This window comes from Trabulsiella odontotermitis (assembly GCF_030053895.1).
Classification (GTDB): Bacteria; Pseudomonadota; Gammaproteobacteria; order Enterobacterales; family Enterobacteriaceae; genus Trabulsiella; species Trabulsiella odontotermitis_C.
This window is the reverse complement of record NZ_CP125781.1, coordinates 2,251,669-2,273,522: the sequence shown is the minus strand read 5'-3', so window position 1 is coordinate 2,273,522 and position 21,854 is coordinate 2,251,669. Positions and strand designations below refer to the sequence as shown.

General features: G+C 55.1%; 15 protein-coding genes. 5 read left to right on the top strand and 10 right to left on the bottom strand.

The window, feature by feature from the left end; all coding sequences use genetic code 11:
- Window positions 1-8: 8 nt before the first annotated feature.
- Window positions 9-1,178 carry a pyridoxal phosphate-dependent aminotransferase gene (locus QMG90_RS10865; RefSeq protein WP_283283810.1) on the bottom strand — a complete coding sequence of 390 codons (1,170 nt, stop codon included), beginning with the start codon at window positions 1,176-1,178 and terminating at the stop codon, window positions 9-11.
- Window positions 1,179-1,290: 112 nt separating this feature from the next.
- Between QMG90_RS10865 and QMG90_RS10860 the strand changes: the two genes are divergently transcribed.
- Window positions 1,291-2,139, top strand: a complete 849-nt coding sequence (locus QMG90_RS10860; protein WP_283283938.1) for a LysR substrate-binding domain-containing protein — start codon at window positions 1,291-1,293, stop codon at window positions 2,137-2,139.
- On the opposite strand, the gene QMG90_RS10855 is transcribed toward QMG90_RS10860, so the two are convergent.
- Window positions 2,126-3,634, bottom strand: a complete 1,509-nt coding sequence (locus QMG90_RS10855) for a carboxylesterase/lipase family protein (protein ID WP_283283809.1) — start codon at window positions 3,632-3,634, stop codon at window positions 2,126-2,128. The genes QMG90_RS10860 and QMG90_RS10855 overlap by 14 nt on opposite strands.
- A 41-nt stretch (window positions 3,635-3,675) precedes the next feature.
- Window positions 3,676-5,019 (bottom strand): 2-oxoadipate dioxygenase/decarboxylase HglS, encoded by a 1,344-nt coding sequence (hglS, locus tag QMG90_RS10850; protein WP_283283808.1) that lies wholly within the window; start codon window positions 5,017-5,019, stop codon window positions 3,676-3,678.
- A gap of 213 nt (window positions 5,020-5,232) precedes the next feature.
- On the opposite strand from hglS, the gene QMG90_RS10845 reads away from it, so the two are divergent.
- The gene (locus QMG90_RS10845) at window positions 5,233-6,156 is read left to right on the top strand and encodes a LysR substrate-binding domain-containing protein (RefSeq protein ID WP_283283807.1); all 924 of its coding nucleotides are present in this window, start codon (window positions 5,233-5,235) and stop codon (window positions 6,154-6,156) included.
- 46 nt (window positions 6,157-6,202) lie between these two features.
- On the opposite strand, the gene QMG90_RS10840 is transcribed toward QMG90_RS10845, so the two are convergent.
- From QMG90_RS10840 to cybB, 5 genes are all read right to left on the bottom strand, one after another.
- Window positions 6,203-7,885, bottom strand: a complete 1,683-nt coding sequence (locus QMG90_RS10840) for a methyl-accepting chemotaxis protein (protein WP_283283806.1) — start codon at window positions 7,883-7,885, stop codon at window positions 6,203-6,205.
- 156 nt (window positions 7,886-8,041) lie between these two features.
- The gene (locus QMG90_RS10835; RefSeq protein ID WP_283283805.1) at window positions 8,042-9,160 is read right to left on the bottom strand and encodes an S-(hydroxymethyl)glutathione dehydrogenase/class III alcohol dehydrogenase; all 1,119 of its coding nucleotides are present in this window, start codon (window positions 9,158-9,160) and stop codon (window positions 8,042-8,044) included.
- A gap of 114 nt (window positions 9,161-9,274) precedes the next feature.
- Window positions 9,275-11,695, bottom strand: coding sequence for an oxygen-sensing cyclic-di-GMP phosphodiesterase DosP (gene dosP, locus QMG90_RS10830; protein ID WP_283283804.1), 2,421 nt, complete (start codon window positions 11,693-11,695; stop codon window positions 9,275-9,277).
- A 257-nt stretch (window positions 11,696-11,952) separates the two neighbouring features.
- Complete coding sequence (gene ycaC, locus QMG90_RS10825; RefSeq protein WP_283283803.1) at window positions 11,953-12,579, bottom strand: isochorismate family cysteine hydrolase YcaC; 627 nt, start codon at window positions 12,577-12,579, stop codon at window positions 11,953-11,955.
- 225 nt (window positions 12,580-12,804) lie between these two features.
- The gene (cybB, locus tag QMG90_RS10820; protein ID WP_283283802.1) at window positions 12,805-13,335 is read right to left on the bottom strand and encodes a cytochrome b561; all 531 of its coding nucleotides are present in this window, start codon (window positions 13,333-13,335) and stop codon (window positions 12,805-12,807) included.
- Between the two features lie 190 nt (window positions 13,336-13,525).
- Here cybB and gap point away from each other — a divergent pair, with 190 nt between their 5' ends.
- Window positions 13,526-14,527, top strand: a complete 1,002-nt coding sequence (gene gap / locus QMG90_RS10815) for a type I glyceraldehyde-3-phosphate dehydrogenase (protein WP_283283801.1) — start codon at window positions 13,526-13,528, stop codon at window positions 14,525-14,527.
- Window positions 14,528-14,572: 45 nt separating this feature from the next.
- On the opposite strand, the gene QMG90_RS10810 is transcribed toward gap, so the two are convergent.
- Both QMG90_RS10810 and hrpA read right to left on the bottom strand, forming a co-directional pair.
- Entirely contained in the window at window positions 14,573-15,373 is an 801-nt protein-coding gene (locus tag QMG90_RS10810; RefSeq protein WP_283283800.1) for a YdcF family protein, read from the bottom strand.
- A gap of 102 nt (window positions 15,374-15,475) precedes the next feature.
- Window positions 15,476-19,375 carry an ATP-dependent RNA helicase HrpA gene (gene hrpA / locus QMG90_RS10805; protein ID WP_283283799.1) on the bottom strand — a complete coding sequence of 1,300 codons (3,900 nt, stop codon included), beginning with the start codon at window positions 19,373-19,375 and terminating at the stop codon, window positions 15,476-15,478.
- 201 nt (window positions 19,376-19,576) lie between these two features.
- Between hrpA and azoR the strand changes: the two genes are divergently transcribed.
- Together azoR and QMG90_RS10795 are read left to right on the top strand one after the other, a co-directional pair.
- On the top strand, window positions 19,577-20,182 hold the full coding sequence (azoR, locus tag QMG90_RS10800; RefSeq protein WP_283283798.1) for an FMN-dependent NADH-azoreductase: 606 nt from the start codon (window positions 19,577-19,579) through the stop codon (window positions 20,180-20,182).
- 253 nt (window positions 20,183-20,435) lie between these two features.
- Window positions 20,436-21,805, top strand: a protein-coding gene (locus QMG90_RS10795; protein ID WP_085949440.1) for an IS3-like element ISKpn8 family transposase whose coding sequence is annotated in 2 segments (ribosomal slippage) — window positions 20,436-20,916 and window positions 20,916-21,805 — 1,371 coding nt in all. Because the reading frame shifts where the segments join, the coding sequence is not laid out codon by codon here.
- Window positions 21,806-21,854 lie beyond the last annotated feature (49 nt).

Below are 21,854 nucleotides of genomic sequence, written 5' to 3'. Positions count from 1 at the left end.
TATGCTCCTTAACGCGGCTTCACGCGACACAGCGCCTGCGCACCGGCCCGTAATGTTGCCTCATCTTTAGCAAAAGAGAGGCGAATCAGTTTGTTATCCGTGCCGTCGGTATAAAACGCCGACAGCGGGATGGTGGCAACGCCACATTCGGTAATCAGCCGTTTCACCATCTCGCTGTCGCTCTCGTCGCTGAAATGGCGATAATCGGCCAGTATAAAGAACGAGCCCGCACTCGGCAGCAGGTGAAACGGTGAATCCGCCAGCAGGGTCTGCAACAGATCGCGTTTGCGCTGGTAAAACGCGGCCAGCGAAAGCCAGGTCTGCGGATCATTCATATGTTCGGCAAATGCGTACTGCATCGGCGTATCGGCGGAGAACATCAGAAACTGGTGGACCTTGCAGATTTCATCCATCAGTTCGGCAGGCGCCACGCAATACCCCACCCGCCAGCCGGTGACGTGAAAGGTCTTGCCAAACGACGAGACAATCACGCTGCGTTCGGCAAGCTGCGGATGCGTTGCCATGCCGTGGTGCTGTTGCCCGTCAAACACGACATGTTCGTAAACTTCATCCGACAAAACAATGATATCGGTATTACGCGTGACTGCCGCGAGCTGCGTGAGATCGTCGCCCGTCAGCACTTGCCCGCTTGGGTTATGCGGCGTATTGATGATGATCATCCGCGTTTTCGGCGTAATCGCTGCGCGCACCTCGTCCCAGTTGATGGTGAAATCCGGCACTGTCAGCTTAATGGCAACCGGCGTTGCCCCCTGCAGACGCACGATGGGCGCATAGCTGTCGAAAGAGGGTTCGAAATAGATAACTTCATCGCCAGGGTGAACCAGCCCGCTGATGGCGGAATAGAGCCCTTCGCTGGCGCTGGCGGTGATCAGCACCTCACTGTCGACATCGTACTGCGTGCCGTAGAGCGTCGCGACTTTCTCCGCGATGCGCTCTTTCAGCACGCGCAGCCCGGTCATCGGCGCATACTGATTGTGTCCGGCCTCCATTGCCCGCGTGACGCCCGCCATTAACCCGGCGTCGCAGGAAAAATTCGGCGCGCCCTGAGAAAGGTTGACGGCTTTATGCTGTGCGGAGAGTTGTCCTATGACGGTAAAAATCGTGGTGCCAACGTCGGGCAGTTTAGAACGGGTTTTCACCGGAGTGCGAGCGGTCATCTTCAATCCTTTCTCGTTTTATGTGCATAACTATTCAAACCGAACGTTGTTGAAGCGACAAACGAATTGTTGTCATAATAGCCATGACTATTTTGCATAGCTGGAGTCAATGATGTCGCGCACCGATCTGCCGCTGAATGCCGTTGAAACCTTCCTTGTGACCGCCCGTCATCTGAATCTGACCCACGCCGCGAAAGAGCTGTGCCTGACGCAGGGTGCCGTGAGCCGTAAAATCGCCAGCCTCGAAAGCTGGTTTGGTTTTCCGCTGTTCGAACGGCACGCGCGCGGTCTGCGTCTTTCACCGCAGGGCAGCGCGCTTTACCCGGATCTGCTCGCCGCCTTCGGGCAACTGGTGACGGTGGCCGATCAGGCGCGCCAGCAACAAACCGTGGTGCGCCTGAAAGCGCCGACCTGCGCCATGCGCTGGCTGGTGCCGCGTCTGGTATCCCTTGAACAGCGCTACCCGGAATTGCAGGTGGCGCTCACCACCACCATTGAGCATCAGGTGAATTTCAAAACAGAACCGTTTGATGCCGCCATTGTGTTCGGGCCACATCTCAGCGTGGGGGATTTGTTGTTTGAGGAGGCGTTAACGCCGGTACAGAGTAAAGCCGCCAGCAATGATGACGCGTTACACGGCGTGACCTTTCTGCACCCAACGCGGGATAAAACCGACTGGTCGCTGTGGTTGTCAGCTTTTCCGCAGTCAGCGCAGGTGGTTATGCAAAAAAATCAACACTTCGACACCATGGATCTGGCGATCACCGCTGCAATCCAGGGATTTGGCGTCGCCATCGCCGATGAAACCCTGGTAGCGGAAGATATTCGTCGCGGGCGCTTAGTGCGTCCTTATGCATTGAGCGTGAAAACCGGCGCCAGTTACCGGCTGGTGATCCGCGACTCGCAAAGCAAAGCGGCGGGACTGGCGCGGTTTCGTGATGAGTTGCTTAATCCAGTGTGACGTGATGTTTCATCACCCGCCTGAACAGCGCCAGACGAGCGCGCATAAAGCGATTTTCCACTTTAAACCCGGCGTGTTTATTCAACCCGATGCGCAGCAACCGGTCACGGCCTCTGAGACAGGCGGGCCAGCGGGTAACGCCGTGTAGCGTGTCGCTGGTTTTGCTGGCGGTGCGGGCAAAGTTGACCCAGAAATCCGCAATGTGCTCAGAAAACGCCACGTCATGATCGTTAACGTAATTGCGCGACGGTTCCGCCAGCCGCAAATTCGCAAACACATACGGAACTTCATTGCCGTGCCATGCGCCGTTGAGGTAGGTCTGATGCTCGCTCTGCGCGACATAATCAAACCAGTAGCGCCAGCAGGGCTGCCCGACACGCTGCTGCGCCTGCATCACCACATAGCCGAGCGTGGTGAACGCCATATCGCGACAGACCTGCCGCCCCAGCTCTACGTCCCCTTTCACGCCAGGGTACAGCAGTTTTATCAGTCCGAGCCCGAGACGACGCTCGCGCCGCAGCTTCTGGATCTGCTCCGCAAGATCGACGCCGAACACCTCCATCACGCTGGCTTCATCGCTGTTTGAACCGACAATCACCGGCATCGGCTGCTGCTTTCCGGCGAAGAACACCTCCAGCATCGGCTGCGGCAACACCGCATCCCCGACGATGGGCGCCGGGCCGGTATTAAGCGGCGCTGCAAGCGGCCAGAACGCATCGGCGGGGATCTGCCGCAACTCGTCGGCGGTAGCGTTGTGCAGGCCAAAATGCGCGGCGATGAGTCTGCCCTTTTCCAGCGCCTTTTCCCGTGGCGTGTCTGCCAGCGTATAACCGCTCTGAATAATCGCTTTATGGAACAAGCCCACCGCTTTCGGTGAGGTCATCAGCGACAGCACGCTGCGCGCGCCCGCGGATTCACCAAACAGCGTGATGTTGCTGGCGTCGCCGCCAAAGGCATGAATATTGTCCTGTACCCACTTCAGGGCGGCAATCTGATCAAGCAGCGCGAAATTGTAGACGCGCTCGCGCTCTTCGCCCTCCAGCGACGGATGGGCAAAAAAACCCAGATGACCCAGACGGTAATTGAGCGTGACGACGACGACCTCACGCGACGCCAGCGCTTTGCCGTCATAGGGCGGTAACGAGCCTGCGCCGAGGGTATAACCACCGCCATGCAGCCAGACCATCACTGGCAACGGCGCGGTACGAACCGCAGGCGACCAGACGTTGAGATAGAGGCAGTCTTCAGAAAACGCCCCCGGATCGCCGCCGCCCAGTTCCACGCAGTAGTCGAGGTTTTGCCAGCTTGATGCTGAAAACACGGTAGTGTCGCGCACCGTCTGCCAGGGCTCGACCGGCTGCGGCGAACGCCAGCGCAGCGGGCCGACTGGCGGCGCGGCGTAGGGAATACCGCGCCAGACATGAATATTTTCGTCGCGCATCCCCAGAACGGGGCCTTGCGCGGTTTCTGCCAGAGGTGTGGATGGAGCCTGCATGCGGTCTTCCTTTCGCTGAACACCTCAGCAGATTACCTGTTTCAGAGCAGACCGCAACGGCGTTTACTGCGGTCTTCCGCCTCCTGATAGAGCGTGAATTCATCCAGCACCGGTGCGCCCAGCGCCGCTTCAAAAGCCATGCGGCTGGCATTGCCATGGCTACGCGCCTGAGTTTCATTCCCGAGATTGGACTGGAAAATACCCGCCGCGCTGACCGGCAGAAAATCTTCATAGGTGATGGGTTGCGCCATCACCCAGCCGCGCTCAATCAACGACTGCGGATCATCGCCCGCGTGGATCGCCTGCCGGTGCGCCTCTCCTGCTGGTGTCAGCCGATAACGGAAATAGGCCAGCGCCTGGCGACGCATCAGCATTTCGCTGTCAGGAAAGTCTTTAAACACTTCCTGGAGATGAAGCTGATGCGACAGGTTATCCTTCGCCGTCCCTGCTTCACCGAGAAGTTTGTCGTACAGCGCGCGCCCTTTCGGCGTCAGCGCCACGCCGCGCTGTTCAATTTCACCAAAGCGGGCGGTATGCGTCCCCTTGTGCTCGCCGGAAAACAGCACCGGCTCTTCCAGCGCTTTAAAACTGGTCTGCCGCAGCAGAACCGGCACTTCCCGGCGCGGCGGCCCTTCGATGAGGATTTTCGGTTCAATGCCGTATTTCGGCATCAACGCCTGTACGCGATCGATATCCAGCGTTCTCGGCGTGAGATGGTTGATATGACAGCCGGGAAAGCAGACCACATCAGCAATCAGCCGGTGTTCATTGTGCAGCGCCTGGTAGGTTTGTTGATCGACCGTCGCATGGCGGTGCCAGCGGAACGTTTCCAGCGCCTCCTGCACGAACGCCTGTGCGTCGGCAGCGAAAAATCCGCCCTGAGCCTCGTGCTGCGCTATCAATTCACGGCAGCGCGGGGTAAAGATATCGCGCTGCGCCAGGATGTCGGCGGCGCGCTGGCGCAGTGTGGCGTTTTCAATCAGTTCAAGGCGCAGCAGCGAGGTAAACACGCGAAACGGATTACGGGCGAGCGACGCATCATCAACCGGGCGAAACGCGGTGGAATGCACCGGTACCCCGGCCTGCGACAGATCGTAATAGCTGACCGGAAACATCCCCATGATGGCAAACATGCGGCGCAACGTTGCCAGCTCCTCTTGCGTACCCACGCGGATCGCGCCGTGACGCTCGACGTTAAGTCGCGCCAGCTCGTCGGCGTTAGCCAGTTTTTCGTGTAATTTGGGGTTGTTCTCAAGTACCGCCAGATTGACGTCTGCCACCAGTTCCAGCAACGTGCCGTACTGCGGAACTTCCTGCTGGTACATCTCTGACATTGCCTGCGAAAAAAGTTCCCGAATCTCATCTGCCGTGATGGTGTTCGCCATGATGTCATTTCTCCAGTGAATATTACCTGGAGTGTAGAGAAGGCCGTCGTTCTGCGTTGAGAAGAATGTGTAAAGTGTGATCGCGGATAACGTGACTTAAAAAATTTACTTGTAAGTCAAATATATCGAATGTTAATAATATTTTGCTAGCAAGTTATCAAAATTAAACAACTTTACTTGTTTCTCTCCTCGCTCTGTTTTTAACATCCTGTTATGGAAAAAAAAGGTCTCTTTAGTCAGCGCATCCGCTTGCGCCATTTGCATACTTTCGTCGCCGTCGCTCAACAGGGAACACTGGGGCGTGCGGCTGAAACCCTTAACCTGAGCCAACCGGCGCTGTCGAAAACCTTAAATGAACTGGAGCAGCTTACCGGCACGCGTCTTTTTGAACGTGGGCGTCTTGGCGCACAGCTGACGCTGGTTGGTGAACAATTTCTGACGCATGCCGTCAAGGTGCTTGATGCGCTGAATACCGCCGGGCAATCGTTGAATAATAAGGACGGCGCCAATCGTGACGTGGTGCGCATTGGCGCGCTACCGACGGCGGCACTGGGCATTCTTCCCCCGGTGATTGGTCAGTTTCATAAACAGCAAAAAGACATCACTATTCAGGTCGCCACCATGAATAACACCATGCTGCTGGCGGGGCTGAAATCCGGCGAACTGGATCTGGGGATCGGGCGAATGTCCGATCCTGAGTTAATGGTCGGGCTGAATTACGAACTGCTGTTTCTCGAGTCGCTGAAGTTGGTTGTGCGCCCGCATCACCCGCTCCTGCAGGAGAATGTTACCCTCAGCCGCGTGCTGGAGTGGCCGGTGGTGGTATCGCCAAAAGGCACCACACCGCGGCAGAATGCCGAAGCGATGCTGCAAAGCCAGGGCTGCAAAATTCCGTCAGGCTGTATCGAAACGCTGTCAGCGTCGCTGTCGCGTCAGTTGACGGTGGAGTTTGACTACGTGTGGTTTGTGCCTTCCGGCGCGGTAAAAGATGACCTTCGCCAGGGAACGCTCACCGCCCTGCCGGTGCCGGGTTACGGTGTCGGCGAGCCGATTGGCATTCTGACCCGCGTCGACTCTGCGTTGTCTTCAGGCGCACAGACGTTGCTGAGCGCCATCCGCAAATCCATGCCTGTCTGAAAATAACGCGTTTGCCGGGCCTACGGTTGTAAGCCCGGCATCATGCTTAAAACGTCTCCCAGTTATCGCCGTTTGCCACCGCCGGAGTCAGCGGTTTCACCCCAGAGGATGGCGTACTGCTACGCGCGGCGCTGGTAGCCTGCAGACGAAAGGCGCCAACCGCTTCTGTCAGTCTTGCCGCCTGCTCTTCCAGCGATGCCGCCGCCGCAGACGCTTCCTCAACCAGCGAGGCGTTCTGTTGCGTGACGTTATCCATTTCGGTGATCGCCTGGCTGACCTGCGTAATGCCGCGGCTCTGCTCGTCGGAGGCAGCCGCGATCTCCAGCATAATGTCGGTCACGCGTTTCACCGCATCGACAATATCGCCCATGGTGGTGCCTGCCGCCACAACTTCGCTGGAGCCGCGTTCAATCAGCGTCACGGATTCGCTGATCAAGCCTTCGATCTCTTTCGCCGCCTGCGCACTGCGACTGGCAAGCGTACGGACTTCGCTGGCAACCACCGCAAACCCGCGGCCCTGTTCACCGGCACGCGCCGCTTCCACCGCCGCGTTCAGCGCCAGAATGTTGGTCTGGAACGCGATGCTGTTGATAACCGCGGTGATCTCAGAGATTTTCCGCGAGCTGGCCGAAATGCTGCCCATCGTGTTGACCACGCCGTTGACGATCTGCCCGCCGCGCGACGCTTTCCCGGAGGCGTCTTCCGCCAGTTTGCTGGCATGATGCGCGTTGTCGGCGTTTTGTTTCACCGTCGCCGTCAGCTCTTCCATACTGGCTGCCGTTTCTTCAATCGCAGCGGCCTGCTGCTCGGTACGTGACGACAGATCAGTGTTACCCGCAGAGATTTCGCTGGTACCGCGATAGATCTCTTCCGCCCCCTGCCGCACCGTACCGACGGTTTTCACCAGCGAACGCTGCATCGCCTGCAGGTCACTGCTGAGTTTGCCAATTTCACTACGGCCGGTGGCGTCTTCCGCCATCGTCAGGTCGCCCTGCGCAATATGTTCGATGCGGTACGCGGCACGTTGCAACGGACGGATCACCGTACGGCGCAGCACCATAAAGGTCATCACCGTCAGCGCCAGCGCCAGACCAAAAGCGCCGACCATGAAAATCAGCCCCAGCGTGGTACGTGAATGCGCCTGCGCCGTCAGCGCCGCTGCGCGCTCGGTACGGATGGCGATGGTTTTCAGCAGCAGTTCGTTGTAGGCATCATCCAGCGGACGCGCCTGCTCATTTTCGCTGTTAATGATCGCTTCAAACATGCCGTTTTTGGCATATTTCAGCATGGGCTGTAAGCCTGCGATGTAGGCTTCGTAACGTTTTGTCAGCCCGGCTTCGAGCGCGACATCGGCATCGGTTTTCACCCGTCGCGCCGTATACTCTTTGAATGCCGCCTGAGACTGCTTGATACGCGTTTCCGCCTGCGCAATATTGCGCTTCATGTCTTCCATTTCGGCGATGCGGCTGGCCGCCCCGGCATGGATCATGTTGATACGGGCTGTCCGCAGATGGTTTGAGCTGTTGGATAAGCCCATACGCACCTGGATTTCTTCGGTGACGTCACGCTGGTCGCTGTCGGCCTGCAGCAGGAAGTAACCTGCAAGTCCGGAACTGAGCGCAAAGAGCAGCAGAATGCCGCCCAGAATGGAGGAGAAAAGCGGAACTAACCGAATGTTATGCAAAAAACTCAGCTTTTGCGACTGGAGCTGCGCTGCTGTTTTGTCCATGACCTTGACTCTCTTATAGTAAAATGCGCACAAACACGCCCGTAAGATTGTCATCGGCTGTTTAGCAGGTTTAATTACCGCTAAAATCGCTACACAGGTCACACTTCGACATTTAATTTATGAAGCGCCAGCGGAACAACTCCGCTGGCGCGAGGATCAGTTATCGCCGAAATGGATAACCGTGCGGATAGACTTGCCTTCATGCATTAAATCAAAGGCTTCGTTGATCTGATCGAGCGGCAGACGGTGAGTAATGAACGGGTCGAGACGAATTTTGCCCGCCATCGCCTCTTCCACCATGCCTGGCAACTGCGTGCGCCCTTTTACGCCGCCGAACGCTGAACCACGCCAGACGCGGCCGGTCACCAGCTGGAACGGACGGGTACGGATCTCCTGACCCGCGCCTGCCACACCAATAATGATGCTTTCGCCCCAGCCTTTGTGGCAGCATTCCAGCGCCGCGCGCATGACATTTACGTTACCGATGCATTCAAAGCTGAAGTCCACGCCGCCGTCGGTGAGTTCAACGATCACCTCCTGAATTGGCTTTTCATGATCTTTCGGGTTGATGAAATCGGTGGCGCCCATCTCTTTCGCGAGGACAAATTTCTCCGGGTTGGTGTCTACCGCGATAATGCGCCCGGCTTTCGCCTGCACCGCGCCCTGGATCACCGCCAGACCAATGCCGCCGAGACCAAACACCGCCACGGTGTCGCCCGCTTTCACTTTTGCGGTGTTGTGTACCGCGCCGATGCCGGTGGTCACGCCACAGCCCAGCAGACAAACTTTATCCAGCGGCGCCTGCGGATTCACTTTTGCCAGCGAGATTTCTGCACACACGGTGTATTCGCTAAAGGTGCTGGTGCCCATGTAGTGATAAACCGGCTCGCCGTTATAAGAAAAACGGGTGGTGCCATCCGGCATTAAGCCTTTACCCTGGGTGGCGCGAACGGCCTGACACAGGTTGGTTTTGCCGGATTTGCAGAACTTACATTCACCGCATTCGGCGGTATACAGCGGAATAACGTGATCGCCCGGCTTCAGGCTGGTGACGCCCTCACCGACCTCCACCACAATTCCGCCCCCTTCATGCCCCAGCACCGCCGGGAACACGCCTTCCGGATCATCGCCCGACAGGGTAAACGCGTCAGTATGGCAAACGCCGGTGTGGGTGATTTTCACCAGCACTTCACCTTTCTTTGGTGGCGCAACATCTATTTCAACGATTTTAAGCGGCTGGCCCGGGCCAAATGCGACGGCTGCACGTGATTTCATATTGTCTCTTCCCTTTGTGTAAATTGCGTTAGAGGGTGCCGGGGTATGGTAGTTTGAACGGCCAGGGCATGCAAACCGCAATGCCCCACGCGCGGCTTCTGAAAGGGGAAAGTATCAGAGCTTATTTTTGATTTCCGGCAGCGATTCCTGCATCCACTGGGGAATGGAGTCTGCCGGTAGCGGCCGGGAAAAATAATAGCCCTGAATCACCGGGCAATGAATGGAACGCATAAAGGCAAGCTGTTCGTGGTTTTCCACCCCTTCCGCCACTACCGTGAGATCAAGACTGTTGCCGATCCCGGTCATGGCCTCGAGCAATGCTTTCTGTCGATTTTCCGTCAGGCATTTGGCGATAAAACTTTTGTCGATTTTGATTTCTGAGACCGGCATGCTGGCAAGGCGGGACAGACCGGAGAAGCCTGTCCCGAAATCATCAATGGAGAGACCGACTCCCATTTTTCTGATCTCGTGGATCTGCAGCAGCATCTCTTTATCCAGCTCCATCATGCCGCTTTCAGTGATTTCAATCGTCAGCATATCACCGGGTATCGACCAGGCTTCCAGCGCCTCCCGGATCACCTCCACAAGATGACGGTTACGCAACTGCAGCGCTGAGAGGTTGACGGAGATGGTCGGCACAGTGAGCTGCTGGTCCCGCCACTGGGCAATTTGCCGGCAGGCTTCGCGCAGCACCCAGTTGCCGATGTTTTCGATTTCGCCATTCTCTTCCGCCAGTGCGATAAAGCGGTCAGGCGGCACATCGCCAAAGGTCGGGTCACGCCAGCGGGCCAGCGCTTCAAAGCCATACAACTCACCGGTCACCGCAAAGATCTGCGGTTGATAAACCAGCCGCAGCGTGCCGTCGGCAATCGCGTGTTTCAGCGACGCGCCCATCAGCACCCGTTCGCGGATTACTTTGTTCATTTCGACGTTGAAAAAACGCCAGCCGTTGCCCCCGGCGTCGCTGCGGGAGTCCATCGCGCTGAGCGCTGTGGAAATCAGGTAATCGCGGTCGCGGGTCTGCTCGTGACTGATGCCAATACTGAGCGTCAGATGAAACGCATGCTCGTTAATCAGCACCGGTTCGGCGACGATAGTTTTTAATTTTTCAGCAAGCCAGGTAATGTTGCTGATCTCCATGTCGGTATAGACAATGACAAATTGCGTGCCTTCTATCCGGCTGAGAAAGGCCTCGGTGCCGATGAGCGCCAGCAGGCGATTAGCCAAAAAAATCACCACCTGTTCGGTGGCCGAATAGCCTGTCGCATCAATAACGTCGCGGATGTTATCGACGGAAACGGCAAACACTGCCGGGCGATGCTCTTCGCGATCGTCAAAAATCGCGTCGATATGCTGATTCAGGTAGTTGCGGTTGGGTAAGCCGGTGAGAGAATCAAACTGCACCAGTTGTTCTATCTGCAGCCGGTTGTATTCCTGCTCGATAGCCAGTGCGCATAAGTGAATGCTGATGTCGGCCACGCGGTCGACGAAATCGAGGGTCTCTTTTCCTTCATGCGTTCGGAACGTCAGCATTCCGGTGGTCATGCCGTCACGACGGCGAATGGACATCGGGCGCTCAGACACGTTTTCCGTTGCCGGATCGAGCGCCGATGAGGCCGCCCAGGGCGTCATCACGCCGTTGCGCAGATATTGCAGCGAGACTTCCGTTCCCGGCAGGATATTTTCGATGTGGTGACAGATTATCTCACCCGTTTCCTGGAAGGACTGATGACCGCTCATCGCCGCCAGTGTGTCTTTTTCAAGCTCCCGGAGACGTAAATCCTCTGTAATGTCCGAAAAGGTCATTACGATGTTCTGTAATTGCTTGTCTGCCCCGTAAACCGGACTGGTGGACGCTTTGATCCAGATTTGCCGACCATTGTTGCCCAACAATTGGATCTCGTCATAATCGTGGGAGTCCTGCCAGATCAGGCGATGGAAGCGTTCGCGGTTATCGACCGATGAGTTTTCATCCAGTCTGAGCAGGCTGTCCAGCGTCTGCGACACGGCTTCTTTCATGCTGTAGCCGAACATGTCGGTAAAGGCGCGGTTCATCTGTACAATGCGCCGTCCGGTGTCCAGCACAATGACCGGCCTGTCGACATGGTCAACCGCCAGAATCAGTAAGCGCTGTTGCTCCTGGCGTTCCATATCGATACTGGCGTCCCGCACCAGGGCCAGATAATGCAGGCGCCCGCCAACGTCTACTTTCGACAGGGAAAAACGCGTCCAGACGGTGCTACCGTCTTTACGCTCCAGCAGCAGTTCGCGACTCATGCCTTCGACCCGCGCCTCACCGCCCTGACGGTTATGGCTAATGAAACCGGAATGGATCCCTTTTAAATAAGACGGCACCAACCCGGAGACATCTTTTCCAAGGACTTCCTGGCGTTGATATCCCCATAGTTTTTCCGCCGACCGATTAAAAAAAAGAACCTCATCCTTTTCATTAATCAGCACCACAGCCATCATACTTTGTTCCAGTGCAGGAAAAAGAATGTTGTCGCCTGTGTAGCGCAGACTGAAGGATCTCATCACTTTCTCCCCCGCAGGGTATTAAATGTTTTACCACTCCCCGGACAGCGTTATCCGCAGCGGAGGAATTCTCTCTCGCTTCGGAATGTCGACATCGCCAGTACTTGTCACTGAGTGAAATGATTCTTTTGTTCAGTTTAGGCTGATTCTGCCTGTATGTAAGAATTTATTAAATAATTGAGGGTTAAGAAAGAGCTGAAGAATAAAAAGCAAACAGGCTCGCCACAATAGCGTGGAAAGCCTGATTATCTCACGAGTTATTTGTTCGCGAGTTTGTCATAGCTGGTCATCAGGTTACGATAATCAGGAATATGATTAGAGAACAGCGTAGCCAGACCTTCTATATCATTACGCCAGTCACGATGCAGTTCACACGCGGCGCCAAACCAGGTCATTAACTGCACACCCGCCTGCGACATACGATCCCACGCAGAATGACGGGTAATTTCGTTAAAAGTGCCTGACGCGTCGGTTACTACAAACACGTCGAACCCTTCTTCAATGGCCGACAGTGCCGGGAATGCCACGCAGACTTCGGTCACGACGCCAGCAATCAGCAGCTGTTTTTTACCGGTGGCTTTAACGGCTTTGACGAAGTCTTCATTATCCCACGCATTAATGTTGCCAGGACGCGCGATAAACGGCGCCTCAGGGAACATTTCTTTTAATTCCGGCACCAGTGGGCCATTTGGCCCGGTTTCAAAACTGGTGGTCAGAATGGTCGGTAAATTGAAATACTTCGCCATGTCAGCCAGTGCCAGCACGTTATTTTTAAATTTGTCAGGTTCAATATCACGAACCAGTGAAAGCAATCCCGCCTGATGATCCACTAACAATACAGCGACGTCATTTTTATCCAGACGTACATACGGTTTAGAAGACATTATCCTTTCCTCTTCAAAATTACGGTGTTATTCCAACCAGCGGTGCGCATAATTCTGCGCGGTTCTGCTGGAGTCATAGAAATGATAGTTGAGTTCGGGATATTCGGTTAGGCCGTAAAAGGAGGACGCAGCGTTGCGTTTTCGGAACAATAAATTTTTGTTAGATATGTTGAATGGATATTAGGGTTTGGAGAAAGTTAAATATCCGCCCCCTCATTAATACAGTCACGACCGCTTGCGCGGCATCATCCGCAACAGCGTGTTATCACGCCAGTAGTAGTGATGTGCCAGTGCTGCCGCGGCATGCAGGCCGATCACCCAGTAGCCGAGGTTCGCCAGAAAGACGTGATATTCTTCCAGCGTGTCCGCAAGGTCAAAATTCGACGCGGCCGCATGAGGCATCGAAATGCCAAAGGCAATCCACGGATTACCGCGGTTGTACATCATCACAAAGCCAATCACCGGCAGCACGATGAACAGCAGATAGATAGCCAGGTGCCCGAGATGCGCCAGACCGGTCATCATCGGCTTTGGTTTGGGCACGATCGGCGGCGCCGGGCGCTTAATGCGGAGCAACAGACGCGCCACTGTCAGCACGAGAATCGAGATCCCGCCGGAAACGTGAACCATATTAAATACCGGACGATAGTCGCGCGGGAAAAAGCCCCGCAGTTCCATCGCGCAATAAGTCACGATGACCAGTAAAAACACGAACCAGTGAAGGCCAATCTGTAAGCCTGAATATTTGTCACGCATAAAATTATCCCGCTGAATGAAGTTGCCGGACTACCATAACGGCCTTTTCTTAAGAATTCATTAACTTTCCCGTTCCAATTTCTAAACAGTTTCAGGCTGTTGCCACTTCCCGGTTGCTCATTTCCATTTCCTGAACTAAGCCTGGTGAAGTGCACTATATCGACTCGTTGAGTTATGAAGGAGATGATCCATGAGTAAAATTGGTATTAACGGTTTTGGTCGCATCGGCCGTCTGGTCCTGCGCCGTATTCTTGAAGTCAAAAGCCCTGCCGACGTGGTTGCTATTAACGATCTGACCTCCCCGAAAGTGCTGGCCTATCTGCTCAAACATGACAGCAACTATGGCCCTTTCCCATGGAGCGTCGATTTCACCGAAGATGCGCTGATCGTTGACGGTAAAAAAATCACCGTCTACGCCGAAAAAGAGGCGAAAAACATCCCGTGGAAAGCATCAGGCGCTGAGATTATTGTTGAATGCACCGGTTTCTATACCTCGGCAGACAAAGCCAAAGCGCATCTTGATGCCGGTGCGAGAAAAGTGTTGATTTCTGCCCCGGCAGGGGAAATGAAAACGATCGTCTATAACGTTAACGACGATACGCTGGAGGCAAGCGATACGATTATTTCCGTCGCCTCCTGCACGACCAACTGCCTGGCGCCGATGGCGAAAGCGCTGCATGATGCCTTTGGCATTAAACTCGGCACCATGACTACTATTCACGCCTATACCGGTACCCAGGCGCTGGTCGATGGCCCGCGCGGTAAAGATCTGCGTGCCTCGCGCGCGGCGGCAGAAAACGTCATTCCGCATACCACTGGCGCGGCGAAAGCCATTGGTCTGGTGATCCCGGCGCTGAGCGGCAAACTGAAAGGCCACGCGCAACGCGTTCCGGTGAAGACAGGCTCGGTCACCGAACTGGTGTCCATTCTGGAGAAGAAAGTAACCGTGGATAAGATCCACCAGGCGCTGAAAAAAGCAACAGCGAATAATGAATCGTTCGGCTATACCGAGGAAGAGATCGTCTCTTCAGACGTGGTTGGCTCGCATTTCGGTTCGATTTTCGACGCCACACAAACCGAAATCACCGAAGCAGGCGATCTGCAACTGGTGAAAACCGTCTCCTGGTACGACAACGAATATGGCTTTGTCACCCAGCTGATTCGCGTGCTGGATAAGTTCGCAAAACTGTAATCCTCCCTGCGGATGGCTAAGGCCATCCGCGTTTTCCCCGCAGGATCACATCAGCGCACGGCTTTTCAACGCCTCCACCAGTAACGCATCGCTGCGCAATTGCTGCCAGGCAGCCTCCACCTCAGCAGGTATATCCACGTGGCTGATAAACCCTTTGCCGCGCGGACCGTAGCCTTGTTCATCATCACGCAGGCGGGGTAATTCACCGACGATCAGCGACAGATAGCGCTCCACCGGCCATAACCCGGTACTGTCGCCGCTGAAACACGCCCCGTGTTCACCGTTACGCAATACCGGTGTCAGCCCCGGATAGCTTTTCCACACTGGCGCGCTGTCGCAATCCTGCCAGACATGGGCAAAGGTCGCCATGGTGCGCCGCTGCATGGTCGGATCCTGCACGACAATGCCTTCCTGACTGTGAATGCCAGTCTCTTCGAGCATCGCACGAGTGAATTGCGCATTTTCCCCGCAGTTGGTCGATTTGCTTTCCACCAGCATCCGTTCGCGGGGGATATTCCAGAACTGATGGGCAATATCGGCAAGGATCGCGGCTTCTGCGCGCCCGGTGGTACGGATGCTGTGGTAACGCGGATGGCGGGCGATTGCCGCATACAGAAACGTCGTCGAATGGCCAATGCCGCCGCTTATCAGCAGCGTTTGTTCGCCACCGGCGACCAGCTGGCAGGCCGCATCAATCGTTGGGATCACCGCGTTGCCGGCCAGCACGACCAGATCCGCCTCGCCAGGACGCGGACGCGGTTGATAGTCGTTCTGCGCCAGCCAGGCGCCGACCGTATTCGCGGCATTTAGCGTTGATTCGGGTAATTCCGGAAAGGTCGTCAACATAATTTTCCCTTCTTTCCACTATGAAACCACAGGGTAACGCATGCGACTGACGAACACAGGGGATCACTCCGAAAGCCGCAAAAGCCCATTGACTGGTGGCCGCTAGCCGATTTGCTCCATCGCCTGCAGAATGCGCTTGTCTGAAATCGGATATGGCGTTCCCAGTTGTTGCGCAAAGTAACTGACCCGCAGCTCTTCAATCATCCAGCGGATCTCTTTCACATCGTCATCCTCACGACGCGCTGGCGGTAACTTGTTGAGCCACTGTTGCCAGGCCTGTTGCACACTTTCCACTTTCAGCATCTGTACGCGGTCGCGGTGCGGATCAATCGCCAGTTTTTCCAGACGACGCTCGATCGCCTGCAAATAGCGCAGCGTATCACCCAGTTTTTTGAACCCGTTGCCGGTGACAAACCCGCGATAAACCAGCCCGCTCATCTGTGCTTTCACATCCGACATACCGAGCGCCATGGTCATGTCCACGCGCCCTTTCAGCCGTTTGTTGATGTTGAATACGGTGGTGAGGATCTGCTCCACCTGCTTCGCAATCTCGACAACCGTGTCGTTCAGTTCAGCGCGAACTTTCTCATGCAGCGCGGCAAACCCCGCTTCCGTCCAGACCGGACCGCCCGCTTCATCAATCAGTTTATCGACGCCGCAGGAGATGCAGTCATCAATCAGATCCAGCACTTTGCCGTAGGGGTTGAAATAGAGACCCAGCTTGGCTTTGTTGGGTAATTTTTCGTGCAGATACTTGATCGGCGACGGGATGTTGAGCAACAGCAAACGGCGCACACCGCGCCACATCGCCTGCTGCTGTTCCTGTGGGTTGTCAAACAGCCTGATCGCCACACTGTCGCGTTCATCCACCAGCGCAGGCCAGGCTTTGACCTTATAGTTGCCCCGCTTCTGCTCGAAGCTTTCCGCCAGCGTACCGAAACTCCAGATGTGCAGACCGCTCTGTTCAATACCGTCATCCGCTACTGCGGACAGGGTTTCCTGAACTTTCCCTTTAAGCGCGTCTTTTAGCGCGGTCAGGCTGCTGCCTTCCTGAAGTTTCTTGTTGTTGTCGTCCACCACCCGGAAGGTCATTTTCAGATGATCGGGCACCTGATCCCAGTGCCAGTCCTCACGGTCAACGGTAACACCGGTCATACGGCGCAGTTCGCGCTCCAGCGCATCCAGCAACGGCAACTCCAGTGGCGTGACGCGGCCTAAAAACGCCTCCGCATAGTTGGGCGCCGGGACGAAGTTACGGCGTACCGGCTTCGGCAACGATTTGATCAGCGCGATAATCAGCTCCCGGCGCAGGCCGGGGATCTGCCATTCAAAACCGCTTTCCTCGACCTGATTCAGCAGCGGTAGCGGAATATGCACTGTGACGCCGTCAGCATCGGTACCGGGTTCAAACTGATAGCTCAGCCGCAGCTTGAGGTTGCCCTGATGCCAGAAATTCGGGTAATCGAGTTTGCTGACCTTTTCCGCGCCCTCTTTGATCAGCATGCTCTTCTCGAAATTGAGCAGATCGGGCGTTTCCCGGCTGACCTTTTTCCACCAACTGTCAAAGTGACGCGCCGTGATGACGTCATGGCTGATACGCTGGTCGTAAAACTCAAACAACGACTCATCATCCACCAGAATGTCGCGACGGCGTGACTTATGCTCCAGCTCTTCGATCTCCGCCCGCAATTTCAGGTTGTCGCGGAAGAAGGCGTGGCGGGTCTGCCAGTCGCCTTCCACCAGCGCATGGCGGATAAACAGCTCGCGGCACAGCGCGGGGTCGATCCGGCTGTAATTGACTTTACGCGCGGCGACAATCGGCAAACCGTACAGAGTGACTTTTTCCGTCGCCATCACCGCACCCTGCGCCCGCTCCCAGTGTGGTTCGCTCCAGGAACGTTTGATCAGATGCTGCGCCAGCGGTTCGACCCATTCCGGCTCAATACGGGCGGCCACGCGGCCCCACAAACGGCTGGTCTCCACCAGTTCAGCGACCATCGTCCATTTCGGTGGTTTTTTGAATAAACCAGAGCCAGGGAAGATGGCAAAGCGGGCGTTGCGCGCGCCGGTAAACTCCTGTTTATCGGCATCTTTCATGCCGATGTGCGACAACAACCCGGTTAACAGTGCCAGATGGATCTCGCGGTATTCCGCTGGCTCGCTGTTCACCGGAATGCCCAGCGCCTTCACCACCTGGCGCAGTTGCGTGTAGACATCCTGCCATTCGCGTACGCGCAGGTAGTTGAGGAAATCGGTGCGACACAGGCGGCGGAACTGGTTCGACGACAGCGCTTTCTGCTGTTCGCCGAGGTAGTTCCACAGATTAACAAAGGCCAGAAAATCAGATTCTTTATCGTGGAAACGGCGATGTTTTTCATCGGACGCCTGTTGTTTGTCCATCGGGCGCTCGCGCGGATCCTGAATCGACAGTGCGGCGGTGATGATCATTGCCTCACGCACACAACCGTGTTTTTGCGCTTCCAGCACCATCCGCGCCAGACGAGGATCCACCGGCAACTGGCTGAGCTGGCGACCCATAGCCGTCAGCTTGTACGCGGTTTGCTGTTCGTCAGTGGTAATCGCCCCCAGCTCTTCCAGCAGACGCACGCCATCCTGAATGTTGCGGTTGTCCGGCGCCTCGACAAACGGAAACGCCGCGATGTCACCCAGCCCCAGCGCCGTCATTTGCAGAATAACGGACGCCAGGTTGGTACGCAGGATTTCCGGGTCGGTGAATTCCGGGCGCGACAGGAAATCATCTTCCGAATAGAGGCGAATACAGATCCCTTCCGAGACACGTCCGCAACGGCCTTTACGCTGGTTCGCTGACGCCTGCGAGACCGGCTCGATCGGCAGACGCTGAACTTTGGTGCGATAGCTGTAACGGCTGATACGCGCCGTTCCGGGGTCGATCACATATTTAATGCCCGGTACTGTCAACGAGGTTTCGGCAACGTTGGTCGCCAGCACGATACGCCGCCCACTGTGAGGCTGGAATACGCGGTTTTGCTCGCTGTTTGACAGCCGCGCATACAACGGCAGGATCTCCGTATGGCGCAGATCCAGCTTATTGAGGGCATCTGCGGTATCGCGGATTTCACGCTCGCCGCTCATGAAAATCAGAATGTCGCCAGCGCTTTCATGACCCAGCTCTTCCACTGCGTCAAAAATGGCCTGAAGCTGGTCGCGCTCGGTGTCGTCCGCCTCTTCCACAATCGGGCGATAGCGCACTTCCACCGGATACGTGCGCCCGGAGACTTCAATCACCGGCGCATGGTTAAAGTGGCGTGAGAAACGCGCCGGATCGATGGTCGCGGAGGTGATGATCACTTTCAGATCCGGGCGACGCGGCAGCAACTCTTTCAGGTAGCCGAGCAGGAAATCGATGTTCAGACTGCGCTCGTGCGCTTCATCGATGATGATGGTGTCGTACTGCATCAGCAGCCGGTCCTGCTGAATTTCCGCCAGCAGAATACCGTCGGTCATCAGCTTGACCATGGTGTTATCGCTGATGCGATCGCTAAAACGGACTTTATAACCGATGCACTCGCCAGGCTCGCTCTTCAGCTCTTCGGCAATACGGTTAGCCACCGTCCGCGCCGCCAGACGACGCGGCTGAGTATGACCAATCAGTCCTTTAATGCCGCGCCCCAGCTCCATACAAATTTTCGGTAACTGTGTGGTTTTCCCGGAGCCAGTCTCCCCCGCCACGATCACCACCTGATGATCGCGAATGGCGTTGAGAATGTCGTCTTTCTTCTGACTGACCGGCAGGTTATCCGGATAGGTGATTTCCGGGCGCGTGGCGGCCCGCAGCAGGACTTTACCCGCTGCCTGTTCAATCTCTTTGGCCATCTCCTGGAAAATGGCCTGTTGTGCTTCAGGATTTTTAACCTTCTTCGCGCCCTGCAAACGGCGGGTAAAGCGCTGTTTGTCGCGCAGCATCAGACCATCAAGCTGGTGGTGGAGGGAAGCGACGGTAATTTTATTCTGTTCTGTCATAGTGTTATCGGGCAGCGCACTGCCGGAAAAGGCTTACGTCAACGTTCGTTATAGAGTACCACATTCACGCTTTTCGTCTCTTGTTCAATAATTTCGAACAAAGACTTCGATATATTGCGCTATCCCTGTGGCAGGATTGTGAATAAAGTGTCATCAAGCAACAGGGCACGGGCCCGTCAATCTGATAATAAGGAATCACCCATGAGCAAAGTATTAGTTCTCAAATCCAGTATTCTGGCAGGGTACTCACAGTCTGGTCAGCTGACCGACTATTTCGTTGAACAATGGCGTGAGCAGCATCCGGCTGACCACATTACTGTTCGTGACCTGGCTGCCAACCCGATCCCCGTTCTGGATGGTGAACTGGTGGGTGCAATGCGTCCGGGCGATGCGCCGCTGACGCCGCGTCAGCAGGAAGCGCTGGCGCTTTCTGACGAACTGATTACTGAACTGCAAGCGCACGATGTTATCGTGATCGCCGCGCCGATGTACAACTTCAACATTTCGACGCAGCTGAAAAACTATTTCGACCTGGTTGCCCGTGCTGGCGTCACCTTCCGCTACACCGAAAACGGTCCGGAAGGCCTGGTCATCGGTAAACGCGCCGTGGTGCTCTCCAGCCGTGGCGGGATCCATAAAGACACCCCGACCGACCTGGTCGCCCCGTACCTGAAACTGTTCCTTGGTTTTATCGGTATTACTGACGTGAACTTCGTGTTCGCAGAAGGCGTGGCGTACGGCCCGGAAGTGGCAGCTAAAGCGCAGTCCGACGCTAAACTGGCTATCGACAGCTTCGTCGCCGCTTAAGATTTCCCCCTCTCACCGCCTGGTGGGAGGGTTTTTATTTCCCCGCAATGCCCCGCTTTACGAGCCTGCTCGTAAAACTCAAATCTCGTACTTTCAATGTGTTAAGAAACCCATAGAATCACTGCGGGTGCTTGAGACTGTCTGGTCTCAGGCAATTTGCAGGAGTCCGGATAGTGAAAAGCCCCAGGGAGATAGTGTTATCCACCTGTACTGCACCCATTTTGTTGGACGATGAAATGGAATAGTCCCTGATATGTCAAAGCCAAAATACCCCTTCGAAAAGCGCCTTGAAGTCGTGAATCACTACTTCACAACTGATGATGGTTACAGGATCATCTCTGCACGTTTTGGTGTGCCTCGAACCCAGGTCAGGACGTGGGTTGCCCTCTATGAAAAACATGGAGAAAAAGGTTTAATTCCCAAACCTAAAGGCGTTAGTGCTGATCCAGAGTTGCGCATTAAGGTCGTGAAAGCCGTGACCGAGCAGCAGATGTCCCTCAATCAGGCTGCTGCTCACTTTATGCTTGCTGGTAGTGGTTCTGTAGCCAAGTGGCTGAAAGTCTATGAGGAGCACGGAGAAGCTGGTTTACGCGCACTCAAGATCGGCACCAAAAGAAACATTACAATGTCAGTTGATCCAGAAAAAGCGGCGTTAGCATTGGAGCTGTCGAAAGACCGACGTATTGAGGATCTTGAAAGACAAGTTCGATTCCTTGAAATGCGGCTTACGTATCTAAAAAAGCTGAAAGCCTTAGCTCATCCCGCGAAAAAGTGAAAGTACTCAACGAGCTAAGGCAGTTTTACCCTCTTGATGAGCTTCTCAAGGCAGCGGAGATACCGCGCAGTACGTTTTATTACCATCTAAAGGCTCTCAGCAAGCCTGATAAGTATGCGGATGTTAAAAAGCGTATTGGTGAGATTTATCACGAGAATAAAGGTCGTTACGGATACCGTAGGGTAACGTTGTCTCTCCATCGAGACGGGGAACGGATTAACCATAAAGCCGTTCAGCGCCTGATGGGAACCCTCTCGCTTAAGGCAGCGATTAAGGTCAAGCGATACAGCTCCTACAGAGGAGAGGTAGGGCAAACCGCCCCCAATGTTCTCCAAAGGGATTTCAAGGCTACACGGCCAAACGAGAAGTGGGTTACCGACGTTACTGAATTTGCAGTCAATGGGCGAAAGCTGTATTTGTCTCCAGTAATAGATCTCTTCAACAACGAAGTTATTTCTTACAGCCTGTCGGAAAGACCTGTGATGAACATGGTCGAGAATATGCTCGATCAGGCATTCAAAAAGCTTAAGCCTCACGAGCATCCTATTCTGCACTCTGACCAGGGATGGCAGTATCGTATGAGAAGGTATCAAAACATCCTTAAAGAACAAGGCATTACACAGAGCATGTCCAGAAAAGGCAATTGTCTGGATAATGCAGTCGTGGAATGTTTCTTTGGAACCTTAAAGTCGGAGTGTTTTTATCTTGACGAGTTCAGTAATATAAGCGAACTGAAGGATGCTGTTACGGAATATATTGACTACTACAACAGCAGAAGAATTAGCCTGAAATTAAAAGGTCTGAGTCCAATTGAATATCGAACCCAGACCTATGTGCCTCGTGTTTAACTGTCCAACTTTTTGGGGTCAGTACAACCTGGGGCTGACACTCCAAACC

Excerpts from the sequence above, each read along its gene's own strand:
- QMG90_RS10865 (WP_283283810.1), bottom strand. The coding sequence starts at position 1,178 with ATGACCGCTCGCACTCCGGTGAAAACCCGTTCTAAACTGCCCGACGTT.
- QMG90_RS10860 (WP_283283938.1), top strand. The coding sequence starts at position 1,291 with ATGTCGCGCACCGATCTGCCGCTGAATGCCGTTGAAACCTTCCTTGTG.
- QMG90_RS10855 (WP_283283809.1), bottom strand. The coding sequence starts at position 3,634 with ATGCAGGCTCCATCCACACCTCTGGCAGAAACCGCGCAAGGCCCCGTT.
- hglS (WP_283283808.1), bottom strand. The coding sequence starts at position 5,019 with ATGGCGAACACCATCACGGCAGATGAGATTCGGGAACTTTTTTCGCAG.
- QMG90_RS10845 (WP_283283807.1), top strand. The coding sequence starts at position 5,233 with ATGGAAAAAAAAGGTCTCTTTAGTCAGCGCATCCGCTTGCGCCATTTG.
- QMG90_RS10840 (WP_283283806.1), bottom strand. The coding sequence starts at position 7,885 with ATGGACAAAACAGCAGCGCAGCTCCAGTCGCAAAAGCTGAGTTTTTTG.
- QMG90_RS10835 (WP_283283805.1), bottom strand. The coding sequence starts at position 9,160 with ATGAAATCACGTGCAGCCGTCGCATTTGGCCCGGGCCAGCCGCTTAAA.
- dosP (WP_283283804.1), bottom strand. The coding sequence starts at position 11,695 with ATGAGATCCTTCAGTCTGCGCTACACAGGCGACAACATTCTTTTTCCT.
- ycaC (WP_283283803.1), bottom strand. The coding sequence starts at position 12,579 with ATGTCTTCTAAACCGTATGTACGTCTGGATAAAAATGACGTCGCTGTA.
- cybB (WP_283283802.1), bottom strand. The coding sequence starts at position 13,335 with ATGCGTGACAAATATTCAGGCTTACAGATTGGCCTTCACTGGTTCGTG.
- gap (WP_283283801.1), top strand. The coding sequence starts at position 13,526 with ATGAGTAAAATTGGTATTAACGGTTTTGGTCGCATCGGCCGTCTGGTC.
- QMG90_RS10810 (WP_283283800.1), bottom strand. The coding sequence starts at position 15,373 with ATGTTGACGACCTTTCCGGAATTACCCGAATCAACGCTAAATGCCGCG.
- hrpA (WP_283283799.1), bottom strand. The coding sequence starts at position 19,375 with ATGACAGAACAGAATAAAATTACCGTCGCTTCCCTCCACCACCAGCTT.
- azoR (WP_283283798.1), top strand. The coding sequence starts at position 19,577 with ATGAGCAAAGTATTAGTTCTCAAATCCAGTATTCTGGCAGGGTACTCA.